The sequence below is a fragment of the Saccharopolyspora antimicrobica genome, from assembly GCF_003635025.1.
GTDB lineage: Bacteria > Actinomycetota > Actinomycetes > Mycobacteriales > Pseudonocardiaceae > Saccharopolyspora > Saccharopolyspora antimicrobica.
On record NZ_RBXX01000002.1, the window covers coordinates 5,094,136 to 5,107,429 of the forward strand.

Annotated in this window: 13 protein-coding genes; all 13 read left to right on the forward strand. The window is 69.9% G+C overall.

Going from position 1 to position 13,294, the window contains the following annotated elements; all coding sequences use genetic code 11:
- The first annotated feature begins 193 nt into the window (after nt 1-193).
- The 13 genes from pyrR (at nt 194) to ATL45_RS24575 (ending at nt 13,285) form a co-directional block, all read left to right on the forward strand.
- Nucleotides 194-793, forward strand: a complete 600-nt coding sequence (pyrR, locus tag ATL45_RS24515) for a bifunctional pyr operon transcriptional regulator/uracil phosphoribosyltransferase PyrR (RefSeq protein ID WP_093154097.1) — start codon at nt 194-196, stop codon at nt 791-793.
- A 73-nt stretch (nt 794-866) separates the two neighbouring features.
- Nucleotides 867-1,799 carry an aspartate carbamoyltransferase catalytic subunit gene (locus ATL45_RS24520; protein WP_093154099.1) on the forward strand — a complete coding sequence of 311 codons (933 nt, stop codon included), beginning with the start codon at nt 867-869 and terminating at the stop codon, nt 1,797-1,799.
- Complete coding sequence (locus tag ATL45_RS24525) at nt 1,796-3,094, forward strand: dihydroorotase (RefSeq protein WP_093154101.1); 1,299 nt, start codon at nt 1,796-1,798, stop codon at nt 3,092-3,094. Before ATL45_RS24520 ends, ATL45_RS24525 begins: the two co-directional genes overlap by 4 nt.
- Complete coding sequence (locus ATL45_RS24530; RefSeq protein ID WP_246025519.1) at nt 3,094-3,672, forward strand: PH-like domain-containing protein; 579 nt, start codon at nt 3,094-3,096, stop codon at nt 3,670-3,672. Before ATL45_RS24525 ends, ATL45_RS24530 begins: the two co-directional genes overlap by 1 nt.
- The gene (gene carA, locus ATL45_RS24535; protein WP_093154104.1) at nt 3,669-4,790 is read left to right on the forward strand and encodes a glutamine-hydrolyzing carbamoyl-phosphate synthase small subunit; all 1,122 of its coding nucleotides are present in this window, start codon (nt 3,669-3,671) and stop codon (nt 4,788-4,790) included. The genes ATL45_RS24530 and carA overlap by 4 nt, the downstream gene beginning before the upstream one ends.
- 1 nt (nt 4,791) lies before the next feature.
- Entirely contained in the window at nt 4,792-8,127 is a 3,336-nt protein-coding gene (gene carB / locus ATL45_RS24540; protein WP_093154107.1) for a carbamoyl-phosphate synthase large subunit, read from the forward strand.
- Nucleotides 8,124-8,969, forward strand: coding sequence for an orotidine-5'-phosphate decarboxylase (pyrF, locus tag ATL45_RS24545; protein ID WP_093154110.1), 846 nt, complete (start codon nt 8,124-8,126; stop codon nt 8,967-8,969). The genes carB and pyrF overlap by 4 nt, the downstream gene beginning before the upstream one ends.
- Before the next feature lie 95 nt (nt 8,970-9,064).
- Nucleotides 9,065-9,592 carry a hypothetical protein gene (locus tag ATL45_RS24550; protein WP_093154113.1) on the forward strand — a complete coding sequence of 176 codons (528 nt, stop codon included), beginning with the start codon at nt 9,065-9,067 and terminating at the stop codon, nt 9,590-9,592.
- A 125-nt stretch (nt 9,593-9,717) separates the two neighbouring features.
- Entirely contained in the window at nt 9,718-10,200 is a 483-nt protein-coding gene (locus ATL45_RS24555) for a YbaB/EbfC family nucleoid-associated protein (RefSeq protein ID WP_093154115.1), read from the forward strand.
- Nucleotides 10,201-10,211: 11 nt separating this feature from the next.
- Nucleotides 10,212-10,535 carry a hypothetical protein gene (locus ATL45_RS24560; RefSeq protein WP_246025520.1) on the forward strand — a complete coding sequence of 108 codons (324 nt, stop codon included), beginning with the start codon at nt 10,212-10,214 and terminating at the stop codon, nt 10,533-10,535.
- Complete coding sequence (locus tag ATL45_RS24565) at nt 10,532-11,809, forward strand: WXG100 family type VII secretion target (protein WP_177241995.1); 1,278 nt, start codon at nt 10,532-10,534, stop codon at nt 11,807-11,809. The genes ATL45_RS24560 and ATL45_RS24565 overlap by 4 nt, the downstream gene beginning before the upstream one ends.
- Before the next feature lie 56 nt (nt 11,810-11,865).
- Entirely contained in the window at nt 11,866-12,567 is a 702-nt protein-coding gene (locus ATL45_RS24570; protein WP_143121674.1) for a hypothetical protein, read from the forward strand.
- A gap of 13 nt (nt 12,568-12,580) precedes the next feature.
- Complete coding sequence (locus ATL45_RS24575) at nt 12,581-13,285, forward strand: hypothetical protein (RefSeq protein ID WP_093154120.1); 705 nt, start codon at nt 12,581-12,583, stop codon at nt 13,283-13,285.
- Nucleotides 13,286-13,294: the final 9 nt, after the last annotated feature.

Sequence of the window (13,294 nt, forward strand, 5' to 3'; positions counted from 1 at the left end):
TCACCAGGTCAAGTTGGTCTTTGTCGGCAATGGGGCGAGTCCCACCACACCACCCGGACGATTGACCGCTGCGCGCTGATAGCGTACGGGTGAGCCCGGCGGTCCGGCGGCGTTCTCGCCGCGGAGACTGCGGGGCAGGTCACACACCATCCTTTAAGGATCCGTCCAGTGAGGCGGAGAAGGAGGTCGCACCGTGGCGTCACGCCAACCGGCGGGCGCGGCGGACCCGGTCGGGCAGCGGGAGCTGCTCTCGGCCGGTGACGTTGCGCGCACGATTGCCCGGATCGCTCACCAGATCATCGAGAAGACCGCCCTGGACACCGGCGGCAGCGACGTCGTGCTGCTCGGCATCCCGACCAGGGGGACCCCGCTGGCGCGGCGGCTGGCCGCGAAGATCAGCGAGTTCAGCGGGGTGACGGTGCCCACCGGCACCCTGGACATCACGCTCTACCGGGACGACCTGCGCAAGCGCCCGAACCGCCCGCTGGAGCCCACCGATCTGCCCGTCGAGGGCATCGACAACGCACTGGTCGTCCTCGTCGACGACGTGCTGTTCTCCGGCCGCACCGTGCGCGCCGCCCTCGACGCCCTGCGCGACCAGGGCCGTCCCCGCGCCGTGCAGCTGGCGGTGCTGGTCGACCGCGGCCACCGCGAACTGCCGATCCGCGCCGACTACGTCGGCAAGAACATCCCCACCTCGCGCTCCGAGGACGTCGCCGTGCAGCTCTCGGAGACCGACGGCGAGCACGACCGCGTGGTGCTTCGGCGCGACGCCGGGCAGGAGGCGGAATGAACGACAACCTCCACTCCCTCGTTCATGGAGCCGACCGGGTGCGGGTGTCCCGCAAGATGCTGGAGAACGAGTGATGCGCCACCTGTTGTCCACCGAGGGTCTGGACGCGGCCACCGCGACCAGCGTTCTCGACACCGCCGACACGCTCAAGCAGACGCTGCTGGGGCGCGAGGTTAAGAAGCTGCCGACGTTGCGCGGGCGCACGGTGGTGACCCTGTTCTACGAGAACTCCACGCGCACCCGGGTCTCCTTCGAGGTCGCCGGGAAGTGGATGAGCGCCGACGTGATCAACGTCTCGGCCAGCAGCTCGTCGGTCAACAAGGGCGAATCGCTGCGCGACACCGCCCTCACGCTGGCCGCCGCGGGCGCCGACTGCGTGATCATGCGGCACCCGGCCTCCGGTGCGGCGCACCGGCTGGCGGGCTGGCTGGACGAGGTCGGCACGCAGGTCGTCAACGCCGGTGACGGCATGCACGAGCACCCGACGCAGGCGCTGCTGGACGCCGCGACCCTGCGCGAGCGCCTGGGCGAGCTGGCCGGCCGCCGCATCGCGATCGTCGGCGACCTCCTGCACAGCCGGGTCGCGCGCTCCAACGTGCACCTGCTGCGCACCCTGGGCGCCGAGGTCGTGCTCGTGGCACCGCCGACGCTGGTGCCCGCGGGCGCCGACCAGTGGGGCGCGGAGGTGCGCCACGACCTGGACCCGGAGCTGCCGAAGCTGGACGCGGTGATGATGCTGCGCGTCCAGGCCGAGCGCATGCACGGCGGTTTCTTCCCGTCGGCGCGCGAGTACTCCATCGCCTACGGGCTCAACCAGGCGCGGCTGGACAAGCTGCCGGAGCACGCGGTCGTGCTGCACCCCGGCCCGATGCTGCGCGGCATGGAGATCGCCCCGGCAGTCGCCGATTCCCCGCGAGCCGCCATCACCCAGCAAGTCAGCAACGGCGTGCACGTGCGGATGGCAGTGCTCTACCACCTGCTGGCCGGAGAGGAGCTCTCGGCATGAGCCGACTGCTGTTGAAAGACGTCCGTCCTTACGGCGAGGGTGACCCGGTTGACGTGCTGGTCGTCGGCGAGGCCATCGCCGAGATCGGTGCGAACCTCGAGGTCGACGCCGACGAGATCGTGCACGCCGGTGGCGCGGTGCTGCTGCCCGGCTTCGTCGACCTGCACACCCACCTGCGGGAACCGGGCCGCGAGGACGCCGAGACCGTCGAGACCGGTTCGGCCGCCGCGGCGCTGGGCGGCTACACCGCCGTCTTCGCGATGGCCAACACCGATCCGGTCGCCGACAACGCGGTGATCGTCGAGCACGTGTGGCGGCGCGGCCGCGAGGTCGGCCTGGTCGACGTGCACCCGGTGGGCGCGGTGACGGTCGGGCTGAAGGGCGAGAAGCTCGCCGAGCTGGGCACCATGCGCCGCTCGGCCGCCGAGGTCCGCATCTTCTCCGACGACGGCCACTGCGTGCACGACCCGCTGATCATGCGGCGGGCGCTGGAGTACACGAAGTCCTTCGGCGGTGTCGTCGCGCAGCACGCCGAGGAACCGCGGCTGACCGTGGGCGCGCAGGCGCACGAGGGCGCGAACGCCGCGCGGCTGGGCCTGGCGGGCTGGCCCGCTCCGGCCGAGGAGGCGATCGTCGCGCGCGACTGCCTGCTGGCCGGGCACACCGGCGGCACGCTGCACATCTGCCACGTCTCCACCTCCGGCACCGCCGACATCCTGCGCTGGTGGAAGTCCCGCAAGACCGCTGGTTCGGTGTCCGCCGAGGTCACGCCGCACCACCTGCTGCTGACCGACGACCGGCTGGAGACCTACGACCCGGTCAACAAGGTCAACCCGCCGCTGCGCACCGACGCCGACGTGATGGCGCTGCGCGAGGCGCTGGCGGACGGCACCGTGGACTGCGTGGCCACCGACCACGCCCCGCACGCCGCGCAGGACAAGGACTGCGAGTGGGCCGCCGCCAAGCCCGGCATGCTCGGTCTGCAGACCGCGCTCGGCATCGTCGTGCGGACGATGGTGCGGCCGGGGCTGCTGGACTGGCGCGGCGTCGCGCGGGTGATGAGCGAACGTCCCGCCGAGATCGCCGGGCTGGCCGACCAGGGCCGTCCGGTCGCGGCGGGAGAACCGGCGAACCTGGTGCTGGTCGACCCCGACGCCGAGTGGACGGTGCGCGGGGCGGAGCTGGCCAGCCTCGGGGAGAACTCGCCGTTCGACGGCATGCAGCTGCCGGGCCGGGTGGTCGCGACGCTGCTGCGCGGACGGCTCACCGCACACGAGGGCAAGGTGAGGCGCTGATGGAACGCACCCTGTGGGTCGTGGGGCTGGCCGCGATGGTCGCTCTGGTGTTCTTCGGGATGTGGCGCGGCTGGCGCGGCCGGGCCCGGCGCCAGGCCGCTGAGCTGCCGGACTTCCCGGCGCCGCCGGTCGAGCCGGGCGAGGAGCTGCGGCCCGCCGCCACCGGCATGTACGTCGGCACCACGAAGGCCACCGACTGGCAGGACCGCATCGCGGTGGGCGACGTCGGTCACCGGGCCAACGGCAGCGCGCACCTCTACGCCGCCGGCCTGCTGCTGCGCCGCACCGGTGCCAGCGACATGTGGATCCCGGCCGAGTCCGTCGTGGACTGCCGCCTGGACCACAAGCTGGCCAACAAGGTGGTGCCCGGCGCGGGCCTGGTCGTGGTGACCTGGCGCCTGGGCGAGGTGCTGCTGGACACCGGTTTCCGCGGTGACGACAAGGACGCGCAGACCGAGTGGGTCGAAGCGATCCGCGCCCTGGCCCCCGCCGACGAGGTCGTGGGCGCGGGTGCGCCCGCCGCGCGGCCCGAAGAAACTACCGGCGGCTCGGCTGAGTCGCGGCAGGAGGAGAAATGAGCGAGAACATCCCGGCCGCGCTGGTGCTGGAGGACGGCCGGATCTTCCGCGGGGAGGCCTACGGCAAGGTGGGCCGGACCCTCGGCGAGGTCGTGTTCACCACCGGCATGACCGGCTACCAGGAGACCCTGACCGACCCCTCCTACCACCGCCAGATCGTGGTGCAGACCGCGCCGCAGATCGGCAACACCGGCTGGAACGACGAGGACGACGAGTCCGCGCAGATCTGGGTCGCCGGCTACGCCGTGCGCGACCCCGCCCGCCGGCCGTCGAACTGGCGCTCCCGCCGCTCGCTGGACGAGGAGCTGGTGCGCCAGGAGGTCGTGGGCATCGCGGGCATCGACACCCGGACCCTGACCCGGCACGTCCGCGAGCTGGGCGCGATGCGCGGCGGCATCTTCTCCGGCCCGGAGCTGGGCACCGACGAACAGATGATCACCGCGGTCCAGGCCGGTGCCGAGATGGTCGGCGCTTCGCTGGCCGGTGACGTCACCACGGCCAAGCCCTACGTCGTCCCGGCGATCGGCGAGAAGCGGTTCACCGTCGCCGCGCTGGACCTGGGCATCAAGTCCAACACGCCGCGGATGATGGCCGAGCGCGGCATCGAGGTGCACGTGCTGCCGCTGGCGTCCACTCTGGACGAGATCCTCTCGGTCGGGCCGGACGGGCTGTTCCTGTCCAACGGCCCCGGCGACCCGGCCACCACCGACGCGCAGGTCGAGCTGACCCGCCAGGTGCTGGACCGCAAGCTGCCGCTGTTCGGCATCTGCTTCGGCAACCAGATCCTCGGCCGCGCGCTGGGCCGCGGCACCTACAAGCTGCAGTACGGCCACCGGGGCATCAACATCCCGGTGATCGACGCCGAGACCGGCAAGGTCGCGATCACCGCGCAGAACCACGGCTTCGCCGTGGAGGGCGAGCCGGGCGAGCACTTCGACACCGACTTCGGCCGCGCGATGGTCAGCCACCACTGCGCCAACGACGGTGCGGTCGAGGGCCTGCGGCTGCTCGACGGCCCGGCGTTCAGCGTCCAGTACCACCCCGAAGCGGCAGCGGGCCCGCACGACGCCGCGCCGCTGTTCGACAAGTTCGTTGATCTGATGAGTGAGGCGCGCTGAAATGCCGAAGCGGACCGATATCAAGCACGTACTCGTCATCGGTTCCGGGCCGATCGTGATCGGCCAGGCGTGCGAGTTCGACTACTCCGGCACCCAGGCCTGCCGGGTGCTGCGCGAGGAGGGCATCCGCGTCTCGCTGGTGAACTCCAACCCGGCGACGATCATGACCGACCCGGAGTTCGCCGACGCCACCTACATCGAGCCGATCACCCCGGAGTTCGTGGAGAAGGTGATCGCCGCCGAGCGGCCCGACGCCATCCTGGCCACGCTGGGCGGGCAGACCGCGCTGAACACCGCGATGGCCCTCGACGAGCTCGGCGTGCTGGAGAAGTACGGCGTGGAGCTGATCGGCGCGGACATCGAGGCGATCCAGCGCGGCGAGGACCGGCAGCGGTTCAAGGACATCGTGCGCTCGGTCGGCGGCGAGGTGCCCGAGTCGGCGGTGTGCAAGTCGATGGAGGACGTGCGGGCGTTCGTCGCCGAGCGCGGCCTGCCGGTGGTCATCCGGCCCAGCTTCACCATGGGCGGGCTGGGCTCGGGCATGGCGCACACCGAGGACGAGCTGGAGCGGATGGCCTCCTTCGGGCTGGCCGAGTCCCCGGTGCACGAGGTGCTCATCGAGGAGAGCGTCCTCGGCTGGAAGGAGTACGAGCTCGAGCTGATGCGCGACCACGCCGACAACGTGGTGGTCATCTGCTCGATCGAGAACATCGACGCGATGGGCGTGCACACCGGTGACTCGGTCACGGTGGCGCCGTCGATGACGCTGACCGACCGCGAGTACCAGCACATGCGCAACGTGGGCATCGCGGTGCTGCGCGAGGTCGGGGTGGACACCGGTGGCTGCAACATCCAGTTCGCCATCCACCCGGAGACCGGCCGGATGGTCGTCATCGAGATGAACCCGCGGGTGTCGCGCTCCTCGGCGCTGGCCTCGAAGGCGACCGGCTTCCCGATCGCCAAGATCGCCGCGAAGCTGGCGGTGGGCTACACGCTCGACGAGATCCGCAACGACATCACCGGCGAGACCCCGGCCAGCTTCGAGCCGACGCTGGACTACGTGGTGGTGAAGGTGCCGCGGTTCGCCTTCGAGAAGTTCCCGGGCGCGGACCAGGAGCTGACCACGACGATGAAGAGCGTCGGCGAGGCGATGGCCGTGGGCCGCAGCTTCTCCGAGGCGCTGGGCAAGGCGCTGCGCTCGATGGAGACCAAGGCGGCGGGCTTCTGGACTGTGCCCGATTCTCTTGGGGCCGACCCCGATGGCGGCACCGTCGAGTCTACTTTGGAGCAGCTGCGCACGCCGCACGACGGCCGCCTCTACACGGTGGAGCGCGCGTTGCGGCTGGGCGCTTCGGTGGAGCAGGTGCACGAGGCCTCGGGCATCGACCCGTGGTTCGTCGACCAGATCGCGGCGTGGGTGGAGCTGCGCGCCGAGCTCGTCGAGGCCGCGGTGCTGGACGCCGCGCTGCTGCGGCGGGCCAAGCGGGCCGGGCTGTCGGACCGCCAGATCGCCGCGCTGCGGCCGGAACTGGCCGGTGAGGACGGCGTCCGCACCCTGCGGCACCGCCTGGGCGTGCGGCCGGTCTACAAGACGGTGGACACCTGCGCGGCCGAGTTCGCCGCGCACACGCCGTACCACTACTCGGCCTACGAGTCCGACCCGGCGGCCGAGTCGGAGGTCACCGAGCAGCGCGAGCGGCCGAAGGTGATCATCCTCGGCTCCGGCCCGAACCGCATCGGCCAGGGCATCGAGTTCGACTACTCCTGCGTGCACGCCGCGATGGCGCTGCGCGAGGCCGGGTACGAGACCGTGATGGTCAACTGCAACCCGGAGACGGTCTCCACCGACTACGACACCTCGGACCGGCTGTACTTCGAGCCGCTGACCTTCGAGGACGTGCTGGAGGTCGTGCACTCCGAGCAGCGCTCGGGCACGGTCGCGGGCGTGATCGTGCAGCTGGGCGGCCAGACCCCGCTGGGCCTGGCCAAGCGGCTGGCCGAGGCGGGCGTGCCGATCGTGGGCACCCCGCCGGAGGCCATCCACCTGGCCGAGGACCGCGGCGCGTTCGGCGACGTGCTGGCCGGAGCGGGCCTGCCCGCGCCGAAGTACGGCACCGCGACCTCCTTCGAGGGCGCCAAGCGGATCGCCGACGAGATCGGCTACCCGGTGCTGGTGCGGCCGTCCTACGTGCTCGGCGGGCGCGGCATGGAGATCGTCTACGACGAGGCGTCGCTGGAGAACTACATCGCCCGCGCCACCGAGGTCACCCCGGAGCACCCGGTGCTGGTGGACAACTTCCTCGACGACGCCATCGAGATCGACGTGGACGCGCTGTGCGACGGCACCGACATCTACCTCGGCGGCGTGATGGAGCACATCGAGGAGGCCGGCATCCACTCCGGCGACTCGGCGTGCGCGTTGCCGCCGATCACGTTGGGGCGCCAGGACATCGAGATGGTGCGTCGGTCCACTGAGGCCATCGCGCGCGGCATCGGCGTGCACGGCCTGCTCAACGTGCAGTACGCGCTCAAGGACGACGTGCTCTACGTGCTGGAGGCCAACCCGCGCGCTTCGCGGACCGTGCCGTTCGTGTCGAAGGCGACCGCCGCACCGCTGGCCAAGGCGGCCGCGCGGATCATGCTCGGCGCCAAGATCGCCGACCTGCGCGCCGAAGGCGTGCTGCCCGGCGAGGGCGACGGCGCGGACCTGCCGATCGACGCGCCGGTGGCGGTCAAGGAAGCGGTGCTGCCGTTCCACCGGTTCCGCACCCGCGAGGGCGTCGGGGTGGACTCGCTGCTCGGACCGGAGATGAAGTCGACCGGCGAGGTGATGGGCATCGACGTCTCCTTCGGGCAGGCCTTCGCCAAGTCCCAGGCGGGCGCCTACGGCTCGCTGCCGACCTCCGGCAAGGTGTTCGTCTCGGTGGCCAACAAGGACAAGCGGTCCCTGGTGTTCCCGGTCAAGCGGCTGGCGGACCTGGGCTTCGAGATCCTGGCCACCAGCGGCACCGCGGAGGTGCTGCGGCGCAACGGGATTCCGTCCACGGTGGTCCGCAAGCACATCGAGAAGGTCGACGGGGAGCGCGACATCGTCGAGCTGGTCAAGGCCGGCGAGGTCGACATGGTGATCAACACCCCGTACGGCAACCCGGGCCCGCGCGTCGACGGCTACGAGATCCGCACCGCGGCGGTGTCCCGCGACATCCCGTGCATCACCACGGTGCAGGGCGCGGCCGCGGCGGTGCAGGGCATCGAGGCCGCCATCCAGGGCAACATCGGCGTCCGGCCGCTCCAGGCGCTGCAGGCGGCGCTGCGGCAGGGCGGTGAACAGCGATGACCGCCCGGCTGCGGGCGAGCTTCGGCCGGCGGCTGACCGACGCGGTGGAGGCGCGCGGCCCGCTGTGCGTGGGCATCGACCCGCACCCGTCGCTGCTGCTGGCCTGGGACCTCGACGAGTCGCCCGCCTCGCTGGAGCGGTTCGCGATGACCGCGGTGGAGGCGCTGGCCGGCGAGGTCGCGCTGCTCAAGCCGCAGTCGGCGTTCTTCGAGGTCTACGGCTCGGCCGGGATCGCGGTGCTGGAGAAGGTGATCCGCGAGTCGCAGCAGGCCGGTGCGCTGGTCCTGCTGGACGTCAAGCGCGGTGACATCGGCTCGACCATGACGGCCTACTCGATGGCCTACCTGGACGAGCACGCCCCGATGGCGGCGGATGCGATCACGGTCTCGCCGTACCTGGGCTACGACTCGCTGGCCCCGGCCATCGGTCTGGCCGAGCAGACCGGTCGCGGTGTGTTCGTGCTGGCCCGGACCTCCAACCCGGAGGGCGCGGGCCTGCAGCGGTCGATCCACGGCAGCGGCGACTCGGTCGCCCAGTACATCGTGGACTCGGCGGCGGAGACCAACCGCGACGCGGACCCGATGGGCCACGTCGGAGTGGTCGCGGGCGCCACGATCGATCCCGGCGAGCTGGACTTCTCCCGGCTCAACGGCCCGATCCTGGCCCCCGGCCTGGGCGCCCAGGGCGCCACGGTGGAGACCCTCCGCGAGGTCTTCGGCGAGGCGCTGCCGAACGTCCTGCCGACGACGTCCAGGGACATCCTCCGCCACGGCCCGACCCCAGCGGGCCTGCGCGCGGCGACCCACCGAATCCGCGACCAGGTGACCGACCTCCTCCGCTGATCCGAACCCGCGAAGGGCACCTCCCACCATCCAGGTGAGAGGTGCCCTTCGCCGTTCCGCTGATCGCGCGGTTGAACGCCTGATAGGAAATCCGCATGCACCCCACTGCGAACGGCGCTGTCGCGAAGAGGAAACCGCCGCGCGTGCTGCGCTGGATCGTCCTGCTCGTGCTGGTCTGGCTGGTCACCGCGGGCTACTTCCTGGTCTCCACCGAGATGACCATCTGGTCCCGCGTATTCGGCGCCGACGAGGCGACTGCGGACCCCGTCGTGCAGGTGGAGCTGGAGCGGGGCCGGCCGTTCGGCCTGGCGGCCCACCGCGACGAGTACGTGAAGTGCCAGGTGATCCCGGAATCCGGCGAACCGAGGGAGCTCGTCCCCGACCGCCCGCCCAACAGCGTCCGCAGCTCCCGCCTCCCGGCTCCGGAGCCTGCGTGGTTCGCCGGGCGGGCGGAGATCAGCTGCACCGGCCCGACGACGGTCCTCCTCCCGGACCGCTACGACAAGACCGGCCTGAACGTGCTGTTCGTCCTGATGAGCGCCTCCAGCCTCCTGATCGTCGTCGTGTTCGTGCAGATCGTCCGCCGTGTTCGGTTCAGCAGCGCTGCGGCCCGGAATGACTGATTTGCGTCCGAGAACGCGTTTCCAAAGCGGCGAAGCCGTCGTCGGCCGTTGGGTAGGCTCGGATCAACGGACCGGGAATTGTTAGGGGACAGACGGTGAGCAGTGCGTCTGAGCGCATTCAGGAAATGATGCGCAAGTTCGAGGAGCAGGCGCAGAAGGCGTCGGAGCTGCAGTCGGCGATGCAGGGCATGCAGGGCACGGCGAGCAGCCAGGACCGGTCGGTGACGGTGACGGTGGCGCCGTCGGGTGCGGTGCTGGACCTGCGCCTGGCGCCGAACGCGGTCCGCCAGTCGGCCAACGACCTGCAGCAGCAGATCATGGCGACGATCCGCGAGGCGACCGCGAGCGCGGCGGAGCAGATGAACAACGCGGTGGCGCCGATCCTCGGCGACCACTACGACCAGTTCCAGCAGGCCTTCAAGGCGGAAGGCATGGCGATCAAGCCGACCACCCCCGACGAAGAGCCCGCCACCCCGCAGGCAGCGACCCCGCCGCCCGCGCCCCCGCGACAGGAGCCGTCCGCGCCCCCGGCAACGCCCAACCAGCCGCGGCGCAACACCGGCTTCGACGATGACGACGACTTCTCGGCAGGCTCCTTCCTGCGCTGACGGATGCGGCGATGACTGATTTGAAGATGACTCCGGAAACCCTGACCGGCCACGGCCAGGGTTCGGAGAGCCTGTCCGAGAAGTTCGGCCAACTCGCCGACCTGCTCCACCAGGCCCAGGTCGACGACCAGTGCTTCGGCCCCATCGGTGACATGGTCGGCCTCAGCAGCATCTACCTGGACAGCGTCCAGGAGTGCCAGGACCTGGCGACCAAGGCCCAGGAGTTCCTGGTCAAGACCAAGCAGGCGCTCGACGACACGCTCAAGGACTACGCCGACACCGAAGAGCAGATCTCCGAGATGCTGAAGAAGGCCGGAGAGGGGCTGGCAGGATGACCGCGCCCCAGGGGCCGGGCGACTTCCAGACCTTGAACAACGGTGACGGGGACCAGAAGAACTGGTTCGACCAGGCCGCCGGTCGGGGCTCGTCGCTGGTGGGAGCCGGTCAGGACCTCGCCGACGCGTCGAGTCCGCCCGAGTGGGGCGCCGCGATGGTGTCGATGCGGATGGAGCAGCTGGAGCTGCTGACCAGCCCGGGCCAGGCGTTGATGAGCAACGGTCTGGGCTTCCTGGTGTCCATCGTGCTCAGCCCGCTGATCGAGCTGGTCGAATGGGCGGTCGGCGACCCCGAGCAGATGCGCGCCACGGGTGAGGGCTGGGAGAAGGTCGCCGGCTGGCTGGACCAGGTCGCCGCGCAGGAGCCGCAGCGAGCGCAGGCCACGGCCGAGACCTGGATCGGCAAGGACGGCGACGCCTTCCGGAAGCAGATGACCGAGTTCGGCGAAGGCGTGAAGGCCCTGGCCGCGGACATCCGCGACCTCAAGGGCACGCTGGACATGATCGCCGACATCTTCGACATGGTCGTCGAGTTCTTCATCCAGACCGTCACCGAGCTGATCATCGGACTGATCGTCCAGTGGCTGGCCGCGCTGGCGGCGTCGTGGATCACGGCGGGAGCATCGGTCGGCGCGGCGAGCGCGGGAACGGCGGTCCAGGTCGGCGCCACCGGCGTCCGCATCACCACCCGAGTCATGCAGGTGCAGCGAAAGCTGTACCAGATGTTCCAGAAGATCGAGAGGCTGCTGCAGCAACTGCGCGAAGCGGGCAAGCTCCGCCAGGTCATCGAGAAGATGAACAAGCTGCGCGACGGCAACATGATCCAGCAGGCGGTGGCGCGGAAGATCGACGCCAACCCGGTGGCCAAGTTCCTCACCAAGGCGGACGGCGACACCCTCAGCACCACAGGAGGCAAGTTCCTCCAGGACGTCACCAAGCAGCACGCCGACACGATCCAGGACTTCGACCGCCGGATCGCCGAGGCGGCCACCGACCGGGCCAAGCAAGAGCTCAAGGACCAACGCGATCAGTTCGTTCAGGACATCAAGGGTGTCCAGGGGCTCGCGAGCACGGCGGGTTCGCATGTGCTCAGCGGCGTCCTCGGTGGGAAGGCGACGTTCGGCCAAGCAGCGATGACCGCTGGCACGGAAGTCGTGTCCGACGCCGCTGTAGAGCAAGGGGCGAATGCGGTGTACGACACCGGCAAGGGATGGTTCCAAGGGGACTTGTCGGACGAGCAGCGCAGTCAGGCGCAGGAGCGTGGTTTCTCGTGATCGAGGCTCTGTCCGCTCGTGCTTTTCTGGTGTGCGCTCAGGAATAGGTGCTGACGGTGAAATCTGCGAAGCAGCTCATCAAACTGGTCGAGGACGGTTGGCTTCAGCCGGGGGAGCGGCTGCAGGAGTACGGCGGCGGTTCCGCTGAGCGCATTCACCTGGGCGCTGTGATCGGTGGTGTGCACGAAGCGCCGCATACGCCGAAGAATCAGGTCCGAAGCGACCTGGAGGTCGATCTCGGCGACGTCCTCTTGCCGACCGTCGTGGTCCGGGAGGGGCGGTTCCACGGGGACGAATGGGTGCACGACCCGACGATCCGCGGCTGGGCAGCCGCTGACTCGCCTGGCCGGGAAGCGATCCGATGCGCGGACCAGCTGGCCGCCGCCGGCCCGGAGGGCTGGTTCATCGGTACCGACCGCCGTATCGCGGTAGTCGTCGACTCGGCTGTGCTCCGCAGCTCCGGTTCGGGAGACGACTCCCAGGAAAGCGTTGGCGCGGAGAACGCGGAAGAGTCCAAGGGCTTCGGCCGATTTCTCGGCAAAGCGCGTTCGGCGATCAGTGCTGTCTCCGAGCTTTCGGGAGCGCTCCGCGGAAGTGAGGGCTTGATCACGCTCTGGGAGTGTCCGAGCGGTCGTTTTTCCAAGGAACCCAAGAACATCAAGGGGCGTTGGTCCACCGGAACCGGTTTCTCCATCAACCGGTTCGATGACGGATCGACGGTCGAGGTGGTCACGAAGCTCCACCTGCCAGGCCTGTGAGGAAGGACTTCTCGTGATCGAAGTGCTGTCCGCTCGTGCTTTCTGGTGTGCACCGGACGAGAAGATCCTTTGGTGTCATCCCCTGGAATACACCGCGGGGAAGGCGGGGTACGTCTACTACCAGGTCTCCGGGCTCGATGAGCGGGGTGACAAGCGGTGGACTGCGGGCAAGGTGATCGGTGGCGTTGCCAGTGGTGTCGCCGGGCTTGCGCTGGAAGCGATCTCGCCGACCGATGAGGCGAGTGGTAACCCGGGCATTCCGAAGGCGGTCGTTTCGGGGCAGAGCCGCGATTGCCTGGCTGCTTCGCAGCTGGGGGCGTGGCAGGCCACTGGTGTGAACGGGAAGTCCGGTCGTGAGTTCATCTGGATTCTGACGTCGCATCGCCTTGGGCTGCTCGAATCGTCCGCGAAGGAGTCGGAGTCCGTGGCAGGCCTGCTGGGCGGTTTGAAGAAGAAGATCAGCGGTGGCTCGGATGAGCAGGGCGGGTCGCCGCTTCGTGCGGTCCAGCTGCCGACGCTTACCGTGCACGCGGAGTTTCCCAGGAACATCATCGCGAACGTCAGCACCGTCGAGTACAAGGTGAAGGGGAAGGAGCGGAAGTTCCTTCGGGTGTCCCTTGTGGACGGATCAACACTCGATCTGACTGCTCGCGGGGAAAGCATGCAGAGCGCGGACACGGTCGATCGGTTGCTGGCCATGACCTTCGGCCAGGTGTAGGTGCCGGGT